We start from the raw sequence: 14,783 nt of genomic DNA, 5'->3' as shown, positions 1-14,783 counted from the left end.
CAGGTTTTTGTATGGAATTCAAAATACTTATCAGGATTGGGTTTGCTCGTGAGCACAACCCTGATAAGTATTAATCCTTAACTAGTGCATGTAAGTATGATTAAAATAAAGAAAGGCCTCAACCTCCCTATATCGGGAGCGCCAACTCAAGAAATCCACGACGGTGCGCCGATTACGCGCGTTGCTGTTTTGGGTGAAGAATACATCGGCATGCGTCCCACTATGCATTGTCAGGTGGGCGATGTCGTGAAAAAAGGGCAGATTCTTTTTGAAGACAAAAAGAATCCTGGCGTTAAATTCACTGCCCCTTCTGCTGGTGAAATCATTGAAATCAACCGTGGTGCAAAACGTGTTTTGCAATCGGTTGTGATCAAGATTGCCGGTGATGAGCAGGTAGAGTTTAACAAATATGAAGCGTCGGAATTAGCCGGTTTAGACAGAGAGAACATCGTATCTCAGCTTGTTGATTCCGGATTATGGACAGCGCTACGTACCCGCCCTTACAGTAAAATTCCTGCTATTGATTCCACGCCAACTGCAATTTTTGTCAATGCGATGGATACCAATCCATTAGCAGCAGACCCTGCAGTTATAATTGCGCAGAGTCAGGCAGATTTTGAAAACGGTTTGCAGGTTGTCAGCAAGTTAACTCAGGGGAAAACCTGGGTGACTAAGGCTTCTGGTGCCTCTGTCAGCACGGGTAATGCTGCAGTAACTACTGAAGAGTTCTCTGGTCCGCACCCTGCGGGTCTGGTGGGTACGCATATCCACTTCCTTGACTCAGCAGGTGCAAACAAGTTCGTCTGGCATGTGGGCTATCAGGACGTCATCGCCATTGGTAAACTGTTTACCACCGGGCAGATTGATTCCTCACGCATTGTTGCGTTAGCCGGTCCTGTCGTATCGAACCCCAGACTGGTGCGTACTCTGGTGGGTGCCAACACGGTGGAATTAACCGCTGATGAGCTTAACTGTGACGAACCCAGAGTCATTTCTGGTTCAGTATTACATGGCTTACACGCTCACGGTGTCCACGCTTATTTAGGACGTTATGCGACACAGCTTTCCGTTGTTGCTGAAGACCGGGAGAAAAAGCTGTTCGGCTGGATTACTCCAGGCTCTGATAAGCACTCGATCACTAAAGCCTATCTGGGTCACCTGAACCCAGGCAAATTATTCAATATGACTTCAACGACCAATGGTTCAGATCGTGCCATGGTGCCAATCGGCAACTATGAACGCGTAATGCCATTGGATGTATTACCCACACTGCTTTTACGCGATCTGCTGGCCGGTGACACTGACAGCGCTCAGACTATGGGCTGTCTGGAACTGGACGAAGAAGATCTGGCGTTGTGTACCTATGTATGCCCAGGCAAATACGATTACGGTTCCGTGCTGCGGGATTGTCTGGATAAGATTGAGAAAGAGGGCTAATCATGAGTTTAAAAGAGTATCTCGAAAAGATTGAACCCGATTTCGAACCGGGTGGCAAACACGAGAAGTGGTATGCGCTTTACGAAGCCGCAGCTACCATTTTCTATACACCTGGCAAGGTAACCAAAGGGTCTACTCACGTTAAAGACAGTATTGACCTGAAACGCATCATGATTTTGGTGTGGATGGCTACTTTCCCGGCGATGTTTTACGGCATGTTCAACATTGGTCAGCAAGCTCACCTTGCCATTTTGAATGGCGCAGGTGCGGTGGCTTTACCAGATGTATGGCAAGCTGCCCTGTTTACCGCATTCGGTGGACAACTGGGCGTAGACGGCGTGTCCTGGTTGGGCATGATGGGCTATGGTGCCTGTTTCTTCCTGCCAATCTATGCCGTGACCTTCATTGTAGGTGGTTTCTGGGAAGTGCTGTTTGCCTCTATCCGCAAACACGAAGTTAACGAAGGCTTCTTCGTGACTTCGGTACTGTTCGCTCTGACCTTACCGGCAACGATTCCTTTGTGGCAAGTTGCACTGGGTATTACTTTCGGTGTGGTTATTGCCAAAGAAGTCTTTGGTGGTACTGGTCGTAACTTCCTTAACCCGGCGCTATCGGGTCGTGCTTTCCTGTATTTTGCTTATCCGGCGCAAATCTCCGGTGATGCTATCTGGACGGCGGCCGACGGCTACTCAGGTGCAACTATGTTAAGTCAGGCGGCTTCTGGTGCGCTGGATTACAGCAACGTTGCGTTGTGGTGGGATGCCTTCTACGGCAACATCCAGGGCTCAGCAGGTGAAGTGTCTACACTGATGTTGGCACTGGGCGGGTTATTTATTATTTATTTGCGGATCGCTTCGTGGCGCATCGTTTTAGGTGTGTTACTCGGTGCCGCTATCTTCGCGACATTGTTAAACCTGATTGGCAGTGATACCAACCCAATGATGGCAATGCCCTGGTATTGGCATCTGGTTACCGGTGGTTTTGCCTTTGGTATGTTCTTTATGGCAACTGATCCGGTTTCTGCATCTTTCACCAATCAAGGTAAGTGGGCGTATGGTTTATTGATTGGCGCAATGTGCGTGCTGGTCAGAGTCCTGAACCCGGCCTTCCCGGAAGGCATGATGTTGGCAATTCTGTTTGCTAACTTGTGGGCGCCGCTGTTTGATTATTTCGTGGCTCAGAGCAATATTAAACGGAGGATGGCACGTGTCAGCGCGTAAAGAAACTCTTGGAAGAACAGTTGGCATCGTTGTCGCTGTATGTCTTGCCTGCTCTATTGTTGTTTCTACAGCAGCGGTAGGCCTTAGAAGTCTGCAAACGGCTAATGCCCAGTTGGATAAACAAACCAACGTATTAGAAGCGGCAGGTCTGTTAGATAAAGCCGCTGGCGACATTGCCGGTACTTATGACGAATTCGTTGAAGAGCGTTATGTGGATTTAGAATCTGGCCAGTACGTTGAAGTACCGGAAGATTTCGACATGTTCAAATACGCCAAAGACGACGAATATCAGGTTCGCCCTAAGCCAGATACGGCAAAGGTGTTCCGTCATTCGAAAGTGGTCAGCGTGTACCATATTAAAAACGAAACCGGAGACGTAACCCGACTGGTTTTGGAAGTGTACGGCAGCGGTCTTTGGAACCTGATGTATGGATTGCTGGCGGTTGATGCTGATGGCAATACAGTGCGTAGCCTGATCTATTATGATCAGAAAGAAACTCCTGGATTGGGTGGTGAGGTTCAGAACCCGGCCTGGAAGGCACTTTGGGATGGTAAAAAGCTGTTTAAAGATGGTGACGTTGCTATTCAACTGAAGAAAAATGCCAGCGCCGATAATCCGCACACAGTGGATGCACTTTCAGGTGCAACTTTGACCTCCAACGGTGTTCAGGCGTCACTAGACTATTGGTTAAGTGATCGCGCGTTGGGTAACTTTCTGGCTAATAAGCCATGGCTTAAGTCATAAGGAGAGGCACAATGTCTAGCAATGCAAAAGAAATGAAAAAGGTATTGTTCGGGCCCATCCTGGACAGTAACCCAATTGCACTGCAAATCCTGGGTATTTGCTCAGCATTGGCAGTAACTACAAAACTGGAAACCGCACTGGTCATGTCAGCGGCACTGACCTTTGTAACGGCGTTTTCTAATTTATTTATCTCGTTAATTCGCAATCAGATCCCTTCCAGCGTGCGTATCATCATTCAGATGACCATTATCGCCTCACTGGTAATTCTGGTTGACCAGGTGTTAAAAGCCTATTCCTATGAAGTGTCAAAACAGCTCTCGGTATTCGTTGGACTGATTATCACCAACTGTATCGTTATGGGGCGTGCTGAGGCTTACGCTATGAAGAGTCCACCTACCATGAGCTTCCTCGATGGTATCGGTAACGGCCTGGGTTACTCATTTGTCTTGATCGTTATTGGTACGATCAAAGAATTGGGTGGTTTCGGTACGTTATTAGGATATGAGATTCTGCCATTGGTACAAAACGGTGGCTGGTATCAGGGTAATGGCCTGCTGATTCTGCCGTTTAGTTCGTTCTTCCTGATTGGTGGCTTGATTTGGTTCATCCGTACCATTCGTCCGGAACAAGTTGAGCCTAAGGAGTAAATAAAGTGGAACATTATATTAGCTTGTTAGTGCGCTCAATCTTCCTTGAGAACATGGCACTTTTCTACTTTTTCGGTATGTGTACCTTTTTGGCGGTATCGAAAAAGGTCAAAACGGCAATGGGTCTGGGTGTTGCGGTAATCGTAGTACTGGGTATTTCAGTGCCGGTAAACCAATTGGTGTATTCAAACGTTCTGGCTCCTGGTGCGCTTGAATGGGCCGGTTTCCCTGAGGCTGACCTGAGCTTTTTGAGCTTCCTGACCTTTATCGGTGTTATTGCTGCACTGGTTCAGATTCTGGAAATGACCTTAGATAAGTTTTTCCCGGCATTGTACAACGCACTGGGGATCTTCTTACCTTTGATCACGGTTAACTGCGCCATCTTTGGTGGTGTGGCCTTTGCTATCCAGAAAGAATACACCTTTACCGAAAGCATCTTTTTCGGTGTAGGTAGTGGTGCGGGCTGGGCGATTGCCATTGTCCTGTTAGCCGGTATTCGTGAAAAGCTGAAGTATGCAGACATGCCTGAAGGTGTTCGTGGCCTGGGGTCTGTATTTATTATTGCTGGTTTGATGGCGTTGGGCTTCCAGTCCTTCTCCGGTGTATCAATCTAAGCGGCGTCAGGAGAGGAATAAAAGATTATGAATCCAACTGATATTTACCTCGGCGTAGGTATGTTTATCGCTATCGTTTTGGCATTGGTGTTTATCATCATGTTCGCTAAATCGAAGCTGGTTCCCACCGGCGATGTTAAAATTCTGATTAATGGTGATCCTGATAAAGCGATCACCGCATCACCGGGTGGCAAGCTGCTGGGTGCCCTGGCGGAAAATGGTATTTTCGTAAGCTCTGCTTGCGGTGGTGGTGGCTCTTGCGGCCAGTGCCGTGTCGATATCAAAGCCGGTGGTGGTGAAATCCTGCCCACTGAGCTGGATCACATTACCAAGCGCGAGGCCCGTGAAGGTTGCCGTTTGTCCTGCCAGGTTGCTATTAAGCAAGATATGGACATTGAATTACCGGAAGAAATTTTCGGTATCAAGAAGTGGGATTGTGAAGTTATTTCTAACGACAACAAGGCCACTTTCATTAAAGAGCTTAAGCTGAAGATTCCAAACGGGGAGAGTGTACCTTTTCGTGCAGGTGGTTATATTCAGATCGAAGCCCCTGCTCACCACGTTAAATACAAGGACTTCGATATCCCGGCGGAATATCGTCCTGACTGGGAGCGTTTTGGTTTCTTTGATATCGAATCTAAAGTGGATGATGAAACCATCCGTGCTTATTCCATGGCTAACTATCCGGAAGAAGAAGGCATTATTATGTTGAACGTGCGTATCGCTACGCCGCCACCTAATAACCTGAGCCTGCCGGCCGGTAAGATGTCTTCTTACATCTGGAGTCTGAAAGAAGGTGACAAAGCCACTATTTCTGGTCCATTTGGTGAATTCTTTGCGAAAGAAACCCAGGCTGAAATGGTGTTTGTCGGCGGTGGTGCAGGTATGGCGCCGATGCGTTCGCACATCTTCGATCAGCTGCGTCGTCTTAAATCAGACCGCAAGATTTCTTTCTGGTACGGTGCCCGTTCACTGCGCGAAATGTTCTATGTAGAAGATTTCGATATGCTGCAGGATGAAAACGATAACTTCCAGTGGCATGTTGCATTGTCTGATCCACAGCCAGAAGATAACTGGGAAGGCTATACCGGCTTTATCCACCAGGTATTGTTAGAAAACTACCTGAAGGATCACCCGGCGCCGGAAGACTGTGAGTTCTATATGTGTGGACCACCTATGATGAACGCAGCGGTTATCAATATGCTCAAAGACCTGGGCGTAGAAGACGATAACATTATGCTGGATGACTTTGGCGGTTAATACCGTAAACATTTGAAAAAAGGGGCTAAGGCCCCTTTTTTAATAAGCCTTTTTTAGCAACGAATTGAAGTTTTCTAAATGAATATATTATCTCTTCGCGTCTACCTATTTACCCTGATAGCCCTTTGCTTAATGTTGCTGGCAGGGTGCCAGCAACCTCCAGCGGAAGTCCATCTGTCTGGCCCGACGATGGGCACGACCTACAATATTAAATACTGGTCAGAACATACAACTGACAGCACATTGCTGCAGCAACGCATTGATGATGAGTTGGTACATATCAACAAGCTGATGTCTACTTACGACCCTGCGTCTGAGTTGTCGATGCTGAATCAGACAAAAAGTACCGAACCCTACCCACTGTCCTCTGAAACATTGGTGGTGGTTGAAGAAGCTTTACGTATTGGCAAACTGAGCAATCAGTATCTGGATATCACCGTCGGACCTTTGGTAAACCTCTGGGGATTTGGTCCCCAGGCCAGACCGGAAGTGATCCCCTCCGATGTGGATATTGATGCTGCCAGAGCCAGAGTGGGCATTGATAAACTATCTGTAAGCGGTAACAGTTTAAGCCGGGCTCATCCGGATATGTACGTAGATTTGTCCACCGTGGCAAAAGGCTATGGTGTTGACCAGGTGGCGGAGATAGTCGCGTCTTTTGGCATTGACAATTATCTGGTAGAGATAGGCGGAGAAATGCGTGTGGCAGGTGTTAAGCGCAATGGCCAGGCGTGGCGAATTGCTATTGAAAAACCGGTTTCTCTTGAGCGGGCAATACAGGAAATTATCACTGTTGGTAATAACGCTATCGCGACATCAGGCGACTACCGCAATTATTATGAAGAAGACGGTATGCGTTACTCCCATCTCATTGATCCAAAAACCGGAAAGCCAATTCAGCATAATCTGGTCTCTGTTACTGTGGTGCATCCTTCCTGTTTAACCGCTGACGGATATTCCACGGCAATTGCAGTAATGGGTAAAGATGCGGGGCTGGCTATGGCATTGGAAAATGATCTGGCGGTTTTGTTGATTACCCGAGAAAATGGCGAGTTTAAAGAGTATACTACGCCGGGTTTTGATTCATTTATGAGTAAAAAAGGGTAAGTACGCAGTGAGTACCTTTCTGTTAGCATTCGTGTTCTTTTTAATAGTCGTTGCCGCAATGGCAATTGGTTATATTTTACAAAATAAAACAATTTCAGGCTCCTGCGGTGGGCTCGGTGCATTGGGCATCGACAAGGCATGTGACTGCCCTGAACCCTGTGATCGTAAAAAGGCCCGTATTGAACGGGAAGAAGCCCGGCAAAAAAAGATTGAGGAATGGCAAAACAATAAAATTGTTTAATTGTCAGCGTTACGGTTATTTACGGGCATCTGGTAGTCAGATGCCTGACTTTACTCCATAAAGTAAACTTTGTTTCACGCTATGCGGTTTATTTTCCATCTGTCATTGATGCAATAAAGCGCTTACAATCCTTTACATATCTGGCTTAAATTCAGACAATAAGCATCGTTTTAGATGACATCCATCACTGTATCCAGTCATCTCAGAGCTCATTCATCTTGTCAGTAGCCTTGTGTAGCACAGCTCTGCAGGCTCAGGTTGAATCCGACTCAACAAATTTTGAGCGCGGCCGTTAAGGTTAGGCGTAAGTACAATAAAAATTAAATCAATAAGGTTGCAATATGTGGTTTCAGAAGTCTATTAGTCAAAGACTGATCGCTATTTGTGTTTCGGGAATTGCTTGTTTGTTTTTGCTATATGGAATTTGGCAGGTGCAACAAGTGAAATCCAGCACTATTGAACGCGTCAACGGCGATATTCAAAACATCGTATCCCAAAAAGCCACAGAAATTGCCGGGTTTTTCTATGCCAAAGGGCAGGTGATCCACAGTGTATTTGCTAATCCGCTGGTATTGGATTGGTTTGAAAATTACGACGACCGCCGCAGTGATATTTCCAATGATGAAGATTATCGCAAGGTTTGGGACTTTTTTAAGTTTTTCTCCGATAAAGACGCGGCGATAAAAAGTGTCTTCTTTGGCTCTGCCAATACTTTTGAATATTTCGATTTAAATGGCCGTTACGACGGCGACCCGAATTATTACACCAATAAACGCCCCTGGTGGTTTGAAGCCCAGGATAAGGGGCGCTTATACCTGTCAGATCCGGCAGTGGATGCAAACGACGGTTCAATTTCAGCCACCATTAAAACCGTGGTGAACCGCAACGGGCGTTTTCTGGGTATCGGCGGTATGGACATTCTGATTTCCACCATTGGCGAAGAGCTGCTGAGTAAAATCAAATATCAGGGCATGGGCAATGCGTTTCTGGTAACCGACAAAGGGGTGTTGGTATATTTTCCCGGCTTTAATGAACGCTTCCCTCCGGGGTCGGATATGAGCAAGGTTGACAGTATTTTTAGTGATACTGAAGGTTTTGCCCAGTTGAAAAATATGGTTACCCGCCAGGACAGCGGTATCACCGAAGTGTACTGGAAAGATGAACACTATAAAGTCATCTTCGACAAAGTCGCCGGTGAATACCCTTACTTTAACTGGAAACTGGGCTTTATGGTGCCGGACGAAGCAATTAGTGCGCCGGTGACCAGTGCCGTATGGCAGGTCACTTTCCTGATGATTATTATGTTGGCCATTATTGCAGTGATGGTGTTTATGATTGTGCGTCCGATGCTTAATCCGCTGAACAGCATGGTACACGCCATGAAAGACATTTCCCGCGGCGATGGCGACCTGACTAAACGCATTGATTTAAAGCGCGAAGATGAAATTGGTCAGCTGGCCAGCGAATTCAATCGCTTTATGGACAAGATCCAGGCCCTGGTAAAACAGACCATGGATATTACTACCGAGGTTAACCGTACAACCAAAAGCGTTAGTGAGATCACGCAACACAACCTGGATCTGGTGAATAACGAAAAGAGCGAAATTGAATCGGTTGCCAGCGCCAGTTATGAAATGGCCGAAACCAGTAAAGATGTTTCCCGCAATACCAGTGGTGCTATGGAAGTGGCGGACAATGTAAAAGCTGAAATGGACAAAGGCAGCGCCGTAGTAAAATCGGCTGTTGGTGATATCAACTCTTTGTCGACGCAGATTGGCGAAGCCGCGACGGTTGTTGCCGCGCTGGAAGCGGAAACCGATAAAATTGGTGAAGTGCTGGACGTTATCTCTGCCATTACCGAACAAACCAATTTGTTAGCCCTCAACGCGGCTATTGAAGCGGCCCGCGCTGGTGAAATGGGACGTGGTTTTGCTGTGGTCGCGGATGAAGTCAGAACCCTGGCCAGCCGTACCCAGGAATCCACCCGCCATATCCAGGAAATCATCGGCGCTCTGCAAACTACGGCAAAACAAGCCAGTCAGGCCATGACCGCCAGTAATTCTCAGGCGGAGTCTGGTGTGCAACGGGTGGCTGATTTGCAAACCGTGTTAGATCAGGCGTTCTCTGGTGTAGAGCAAATCCAACAGCAAATGCAAAGTATCGTAGCTGCCAACACGCAGCAATCATATACAGCTGAAGAAATTGCCAGAAACGTCAGCCACATTACTGAACTGGCCGATGAAACTGTCATGGAAAGTAAAGACGTTGAGAAAAACATCTCAGAGCTTAAGCGTCTGGCCAGTAATCTGGACGAAGTGCTGAAACAGTTCAAGGTTTAGTCTGCCTGGCCGGAGCTTTCCAGCAAGACGGAGGTTAATTTAAACATTGCTTTAATGGCACTATTGTCGGCGCGTTGCCTGTGTTCTTTTACAGGTCCGCCGTGATTGTGTTCGAAGTTCATGAGAATCAGGGCCTTTCGTGCAACACGTCGAATGGCCAGGAAAAAACTCAAGTTAGGCAACACGGATGTTGCCCAGGTCATTGCAAATGCAGGGATACACTCTCAGTGACGGTCTGCAGGTTCCGCAAATCAACATCACTACTACAACATAATCCCACCAGCTAAAAACCGTATTAATTCGCTTAAAAATCCACTAGAATACTGTTCAAATAAACAGTATTTTAGTGTGTTTTGCGTAAATTCATTCACATCGATATGGACTGCTTCTATGCTGCCGTGGAGATGCGAGACAATCCAGCGTTGCGTGGAATTCCGATTGCCATCGGGGGGAGCTCTGATCGCAGAGGGGTGATATCCACCTGTAATTATCCGGCCAGAAAATTCGGGGTTCGCTCTGCCATGGCGACTGCGCACGCTATGAAGCTATGTCCGCACCTGACATTGGTGCCGGGGCGCATGGATGTGTATGTGGAAGAGTCACGCAAAATAAAAGCGATATTTAAGCGTTACACTGACATCGTTGAACCCCTGTCTTTAGATGAAGCCTTCTTGGATGTTTCCGATTCCACCCTGTTTGCAGGTAGTGCAACACGGATAGCGCAAGACATCCGACAGGCAATATTCGATGAAACCGGTCTAACGGCGTCTGCCGGTGTGGCGCCCATAAAGTTCGTGGCAAAGGTTGCCAGTGATGAATACAAGCCCGATGGATTGTGTGTCATCCCACCACAAAAACTGCTGGAATTTGTCACCAGATTACCACTCAAGAAAATTCCAGGCGTAGGTAAGGTTACTCAGGAAAAGCTGGCATTGTTGGGGCTGGAAACTTGCGCCGACGTGCAAAACTATCCCAGAGAGCGTTTGCTAAAACAATTTGGCAAGTTTGGTAAGATACTTTGGGATCGCTGTCATGCGGTGGATGATAGAGCGCTTAGCACTCACCGTGAACGAAAATCCGTGGGTATCGAAACGACACTGGCCCAGGATATTCACACGCAGCAGCAATGTCTGGAGATTATTCATAAGCTCTACCCTAAACTGATCAAAAGGCTGAAAAAGGTAAGCCCAAATCTCACCGTTCACAACCAGGGAATAAAACTGAAATTTTCTGATTTTCAACAAACCACCATGGACCAACGCACTCAGGTGGTATCGTTAAGTACCTTTGAGACCTTATTACCACAAATTCTGGCGCGCCAGCAAAAACGCGGTATTCGCCTGGTAGGATTGCATGTGGCCATGCCCCACGAAGCCGATAGTCGGCAACTGCCATTGCGGTTTGAAGCCGGGGGCGGCGGCGAAACGGAATCTTAACTGCACAATTTATCGGTATTTTTGAATAGATGGTTTTGTCAGTGGCTTGTGACGCTGCGCTGAACCCGGCAAAATGAGCACCTCATTTTCTTCATTTGCCTAATATCAATCGTCGCTTACAGAGGTTGGTATCAAACCCGATAACAAGGAGTTTTCCCATGGCTTATCCAAATATTATCGACATTAACAGTATCACCGATGCATTGGCCCAATCCTCAGATTGGGATGCCCTGATCGTCGTGGCCCCCAAGGCGGAAGCCGTTACCGACACCAGCATTAAAACTGTGCTACTAAAACATCAGGAAATAGACGCCAGAGTGGATGCTGAAGTATTGCTGTTCAGTGGTGAAAACGTTCCCGGAAAGCGTATTGTATTTGCCCCAACCGGGGAGCTTTCACGTTATTATGACGATGTCAGACGGTATTTCGATGTGGCCAATAAAGCCGCAAAAGTGGCAGTGTCGGCGGGTATACGCAAGCCGCTGATGTGGGTGGAAGCCGCAGAAGGTCAAAACTTTCAAAATGCCATTGGTGCCGCTTACCTCGGGTTTACCCAGGGATTGTGGCAACCCCTGGAAGCGCGTGAAGCGCTGCGTGAGGATGATATCGAACCCATTCAGGAAATTGGCCTTATTACCGGCGATTCTGTGACGTCTTCCTCCTGGTTGATGGCAGCTGAAGCGGGAAAACGCGTGGCGCGAGATTTATGTGGCACTGAACCGGAGCGTATGGCCCCTCCCGGTTTTGCAGACTATTGTGTCTCTGCCTTAGCGGGCAGCGCGGTAAAGGTGGAAGTGATCAGCAACCAACGCCAATTGGAAAAAGACTACCCTTTATTGTTTGCCGTGGCTCGTTCGTCTGAGTCGGTAGAACGTCATCAGGCACGTGTTATTACCATGACTTATGAAGGCGAGGGACCAATTGAGCACAGTTTGTACCTGGCCGGAAAGGGTATTACCTATGACACAGGTGGCGCAGACCTGAAAACTGGTGGTCACATGGCGGGTATGAGTCGTGACAAAGGCGGTGCGGCAACGGTGGTTGGTTTTATGAAAATGCTGGCCGAGATTCAGCCCAAAGGCATTAAAGTGGTAGCCGAAGTGGGTGCGGTGCGCAATAGTATCGGCTCCAACGCTTTTGTGGCAGATGAAATCATTACCAGTCGCGCCGGCGTCAGGGTCCGTATCGGAAATACCGATGCCGAAGGACGTCTGGTATTATGCGATGTATTGACTCACCTGAAAGAGCTGGCTGCAGAAGATGACAAAGCGGAATTCTTTTCAGTGGCCACGCTGACCGGCCATGCCGCTCGTGCCGTTGGACCTTATACAGCGTTGGTCGAAAACGGGGTTGCCAGGGCAAAAAACAGTGCTCAGCAATTATCTGTTGCGGGCGACTTGTGGGCGGACCCGGCTGAGATATCGCGTTCCCGTCGGGAAGATTTCGATTTTGTTAAACCGCGCACCAAAGCCGATGATATTTTATCCTCTAACAATGCAGCGTCTGCGGTGACGGCCAGAGGCCATCAGTTCCCTATGGCGTTTTTGCAACTGGCGTCAGGGCTGAATGATACACAGTACGCCTATACTCACGTCGACATTGCAGGTAGCGGTGTCGAAGGGGGGGATTGGCAGCATGGTAAACCGACGGCTGCGGGATTGATGATGTTAGCAGGTCGTTATTTAATTTAACCCGGAGCAGGTTGCTCCATCTAAAGAGAAAGACCAATGCGATTTCCTCCTGTTGTGTGGCTATTAGCCGCTATTGCCGCACTGAGTACCACTTCAGGCACCTTAATGGTGTTGGTGGCGGGTATCTTTGGTGCGCAGGTGGCTCCGGCTCAGCAATATGCCACACTGCCTCTGGCACTGATGATTTTGGGGACCGCATTTTCGGTATCTCCCATTGCTCTGTTAATGCGAAAGCTGGGACGTAAAAAGGTATTTATGATGGCGGCAGTGATGGGAATTGCTGCCAGTCTGGTGGCCGCAAATGCGGTAAAACAGGCTTCCTTTGTGCAATTTTGTCTGGCCTCTGCCATGCTGGGCTGTGCAATTGCCGGGTTTCAGCAAATCCGTTTTGCAGCGATAGAATGGGTCAGCTTAGATCGTGTGCCTAAGGTGGTGTCACTGGTTTTATTAGGTGGGCTGGTAGCTGCTATTTTGGGACCGGAATTGTCTGTACTGGGGCAGGGACTGACACCCGGTAGTTTTCAGGGGACTTTTTATTTACTGGCCTGTATCCAGGTCTGTTGCTTTATTTTGTTTTTGTTTTATCAACCCAAAAAGACAGAAGAACTACAACAGAGCCGCGCACACGCTTTGCAAACAGCCGGTAATAAACGCTTTTTGCGCAATCCGGGATTTGTGGTGGCGGTACTCTCGGCCAGTCTGGGTTACGGTTTAATGGCCTTTATCATGACGGCAACACCGGTGCATATGCACGTCTTTGAGCATCACAGCCTGGCGGATACTAAAATTGTGATCCAGAGCCACATTGTAGCCATGTTTTTACCGTCTTTTTTCAGTGGCTGGTTGATTGGCAAAATAGGCGAGTTAAAGCTCATATTAACAGGCATTGTTATGTTTGGATTGTGTATCCTCGCCGGATTTTTTGCCGTCGGCTACTGGCATTACTGGGTAACTTTAGTGCTCTTAGGCATCGCCTGGAACTTCCTGTTTACTGCCGGAACCAGTTTATTACCCAAAGCTTATTTACCGGAAGAACGGTTTCAGGCACAGGCGCTGAACGATGGCGTTATGTTTGCCATTCAGGCCGCAGCCTCATTGTCAGCCGGAGCGGTACTGTATTTTCTTGGGTGGCAGGCCATGATGTTGTCCTGTATCCCCGTTTTGATTTTCTTATTGTGGGTGCTGCGCTGGTGGCATCAGGATGCAACTGTAGCGGTGAGCACTCAGGCAGCCCTGCTTTCCGAAAAAGAGTAATTTATGAGTCAACATTCAGCAAACAATACCCTGTTACCCGGATTGTACCGGCATTACAAAGGCCATGATTATCAGGTGATCGATACGGCCACCCATTCTGAGGATGAAAGCTTGTATGTGATTTACCGGCCCCTGTATGGCGAGGGCAAATTGTGGATACGGCCCTTCAGCATGTTTACCGAAACTGTACTGGTTGACGGCAAGCAAATCCCTCGATTTGCCTATGTTGGCCCGATGGGGGAAAGTGCCTGATGAACAGTATTGATTTATTTGGCATTGCCACTTTGACATTACCGCAAGAATGGTTGCAACACGAATCCGATATGAAACCGGATAAGTCGTTGAATTTTGGAAGTCAGGTACCTGAAATCGTTTTACTCAATCAAAACCACGAAGCCGGAAACCTGACCATAAAATGTTATCAGTTTGATGTTAAGGATGAACAGCAACAACAGCATCTGATAAACAGTGTCTATCCCCAGGCTGATTACGAAACCATTACCGAAGGGGTGCTTTGTGATTTAGAAGAACTGCGCGGTGAAGAAGATGGTGAGGATATTGTTGTCACTCGCTGGCGGATTTCTTCTATCAAAAATGCCGATAAGTTTGTCTTGATGACGTTTAGTTTTAGCGCTGCCCTGGCCGACCTGAACAGCGATGCAGTGAATGCGGATATCAGTAATATTGAAAATGCCATAAAGCAGGCGAATTGGTGAATCTTTAAAACTTCATTTTCTAAGGAGCGTAATAAAATTAATATAAATCGGTTGTACTGATTTTTATACTATGTCA

Annotated in this window: 15 protein-coding genes; 14 read left to right on the top strand and 1 reads right to left on the bottom strand. The window is 47.6% G+C overall.

What is annotated here, in order from left to right:
* The first annotated feature begins 96 nt into the window (after positions 1–96).
* From AC0J20_RS07065 to AC0J20_RS07025, 9 genes are all read left to right on the top strand, one after another.
* Entirely contained in the window at positions 97–1,437 is a 1,341-nt protein-coding gene (locus tag AC0J20_RS07065) for a Na(+)-translocating NADH-quinone reductase subunit A (RefSeq protein ID WP_473021161.1), read from the top strand.
* A 2-nt stretch (positions 1,438–1,439) separates the two neighbouring features.
* A complete protein-coding gene (locus AC0J20_RS07060; protein ID WP_229528383.1) occupies positions 1,440–2,657 on the top strand; it encodes an NADH:ubiquinone reductase (Na(+)-transporting) subunit B in 1,218 nt (405 codons plus the stop codon).
* Positions 2,644–3,402 (top strand): Na(+)-translocating NADH-quinone reductase subunit C, encoded by a 759-nt coding sequence (locus AC0J20_RS07055; protein ID WP_473021160.1) that lies wholly within the window; start codon positions 2,644–2,646, stop codon positions 3,400–3,402. Before AC0J20_RS07060 ends, AC0J20_RS07055 begins: the two co-directional genes overlap by 14 nt.
* Positions 3,403–3,413: 11 nt before the next feature.
* Positions 3,414–4,049, top strand: coding sequence for an NADH:ubiquinone reductase (Na(+)-transporting) subunit D (locus tag AC0J20_RS07050; RefSeq protein ID WP_229528385.1), 636 nt, complete (start codon positions 3,414–3,416; stop codon positions 4,047–4,049).
* 5 nt (positions 4,050–4,054) lie between these two features.
* A complete protein-coding gene (gene nqrE, locus AC0J20_RS07045; protein ID WP_229528386.1) occupies positions 4,055–4,663 on the top strand; it encodes an NADH:ubiquinone reductase (Na(+)-transporting) subunit E in 609 nt (202 codons plus the stop codon).
* 27 nt (positions 4,664–4,690) lie between these two features.
* The gene (gene nqrF, locus AC0J20_RS07040; protein ID WP_473021159.1) at positions 4,691–5,923 is read left to right on the top strand and encodes an NADH:ubiquinone reductase (Na(+)-transporting) subunit F; all 1,233 of its coding nucleotides are present in this window, start codon (positions 4,691–4,693) and stop codon (positions 5,921–5,923) included.
* A 78-nt stretch (positions 5,924–6,001) separates the two neighbouring features.
* Positions 6,002–7,030 (top strand): FAD:protein FMN transferase, encoded by a 1,029-nt coding sequence (locus tag AC0J20_RS07035; RefSeq protein WP_473021158.1) that lies wholly within the window; start codon positions 6,002–6,004, stop codon positions 7,028–7,030.
* A 7-nt stretch (positions 7,031–7,037) separates the two neighbouring features.
* On the top strand, positions 7,038–7,271 hold the full coding sequence (gene nqrM, locus AC0J20_RS07030) for a (Na+)-NQR maturation NqrM (RefSeq protein ID WP_229528389.1): 234 nt from the start codon (positions 7,038–7,040) through the stop codon (positions 7,269–7,271).
* A 440-nt stretch (positions 7,272–7,711) separates the two neighbouring features.
* The gene (locus AC0J20_RS07025; RefSeq protein ID WP_473021157.1) at positions 7,712–9,610 is read left to right on the top strand and encodes a methyl-accepting chemotaxis protein; all 1,899 of its coding nucleotides are present in this window, start codon (positions 7,712–7,714) and stop codon (positions 9,608–9,610) included.
* On the opposite strand, the gene AC0J20_RS07020 is transcribed toward AC0J20_RS07025, so the two are convergent.
* Positions 9,607–9,813, bottom strand: coding sequence for a hypothetical protein (locus tag AC0J20_RS07020; RefSeq protein ID WP_473021156.1), 207 nt, complete (start codon positions 9,811–9,813; stop codon positions 9,607–9,609). The two genes, AC0J20_RS07025 and AC0J20_RS07020, sit on opposite strands and share 4 nt — an antisense overlap.
* Before the next feature lie 150 nt (positions 9,814–9,963).
* Between AC0J20_RS07020 and dinB the strand changes: the two genes are divergently transcribed.
* The 5 genes from dinB (at position 9,964) to AC0J20_RS06995 (ending at position 14,707) form a co-directional block, all read left to right on the top strand.
* Positions 9,964–11,046, top strand: coding sequence for a DNA polymerase IV (gene dinB, locus AC0J20_RS07015; protein ID WP_473021155.1), 1,083 nt, complete (start codon positions 9,964–9,966; stop codon positions 11,044–11,046).
* 158 nt (positions 11,047–11,204) lie between these two features.
* Positions 11,205–12,737 carry a M17 family metallopeptidase gene (locus AC0J20_RS07010; RefSeq protein WP_473021154.1) on the top strand — a complete coding sequence of 511 codons (1,533 nt, stop codon included), beginning with the start codon at positions 11,205–11,207 and terminating at the stop codon, positions 12,735–12,737.
* Positions 12,738–12,773: 36 nt separating this feature from the next.
* A complete protein-coding gene (locus tag AC0J20_RS07005) occupies positions 12,774–13,991 on the top strand; it encodes an MFS transporter (RefSeq protein WP_473021153.1) in 1,218 nt (405 codons plus the stop codon).
* A gap of 3 nt (positions 13,992–13,994) precedes the next feature.
* The gene (locus AC0J20_RS07000; protein WP_229528399.1) at positions 13,995–14,243 is read left to right on the top strand and encodes a DUF1653 domain-containing protein; all 249 of its coding nucleotides are present in this window, start codon (positions 13,995–13,997) and stop codon (positions 14,241–14,243) included.
* Positions 14,243–14,707, top strand: a complete 465-nt coding sequence (locus AC0J20_RS06995; RefSeq protein ID WP_229528400.1) for a hypothetical protein — start codon at positions 14,243–14,245, stop codon at positions 14,705–14,707. Before AC0J20_RS07000 ends, AC0J20_RS06995 begins: the two co-directional genes overlap by 1 nt.
* The last annotated feature ends 76 nt before the right edge of the window (positions 14,708–14,783 follow it).

Source organism: Planctobacterium sp. R6 (assembly GCF_055755215.1).
The sequence above is the reverse complement of the archived record's forward strand: the minus strand, read 5'-3'. Positions and strand labels throughout refer to the sequence as shown.

Bases quoted from the DNA above. Each gene is read 5' to 3' on its own strand.
- AC0J20_RS07065 (WP_473021161.1), top strand. From the start codon at position 97: ATGATTAAAATAAAGAAAGGCCTCAACCTCCCTATATCGGGAGCGCCA.
- AC0J20_RS07060 (WP_229528383.1), top strand. From the start codon at position 1,440: ATGAGTTTAAAAGAGTATCTCGAAAAGATTGAACCCGATTTCGAACCG.
- AC0J20_RS07050 (WP_229528385.1), top strand. From the start codon at position 3,414: ATGTCTAGCAATGCAAAAGAAATGAAAAAGGTATTGTTCGGGCCCATC.
- nqrF (WP_473021159.1), top strand. From the start codon at position 4,691: ATGAATCCAACTGATATTTACCTCGGCGTAGGTATGTTTATCGCTATC.
- AC0J20_RS07035 (WP_473021158.1), top strand. From the start codon at position 6,002: ATGAATATATTATCTCTTCGCGTCTACCTATTTACCCTGATAGCCCTT.
- AC0J20_RS07020 (WP_473021156.1), bottom strand. From the start codon at position 9,813: ATGACCTGGGCAACATCCGTGTTGCCTAACTTGAGTTTTTTCCTGGCC.
- AC0J20_RS07010 (WP_473021154.1), top strand. From the start codon at position 11,205: ATGGCTTATCCAAATATTATCGACATTAACAGTATCACCGATGCATTG.
- AC0J20_RS07005 (WP_473021153.1), top strand. From the start codon at position 12,774: ATGCGATTTCCTCCTGTTGTGTGGCTATTAGCCGCTATTGCCGCACTG.
- AC0J20_RS07000 (WP_229528399.1), top strand. From the start codon at position 13,995: ATGAGTCAACATTCAGCAAACAATACCCTGTTACCCGGATTGTACCGG.
- AC0J20_RS06995 (WP_229528400.1), top strand. From the start codon at position 14,243: ATGAACAGTATTGATTTATTTGGCATTGCCACTTTGACATTACCGCAA.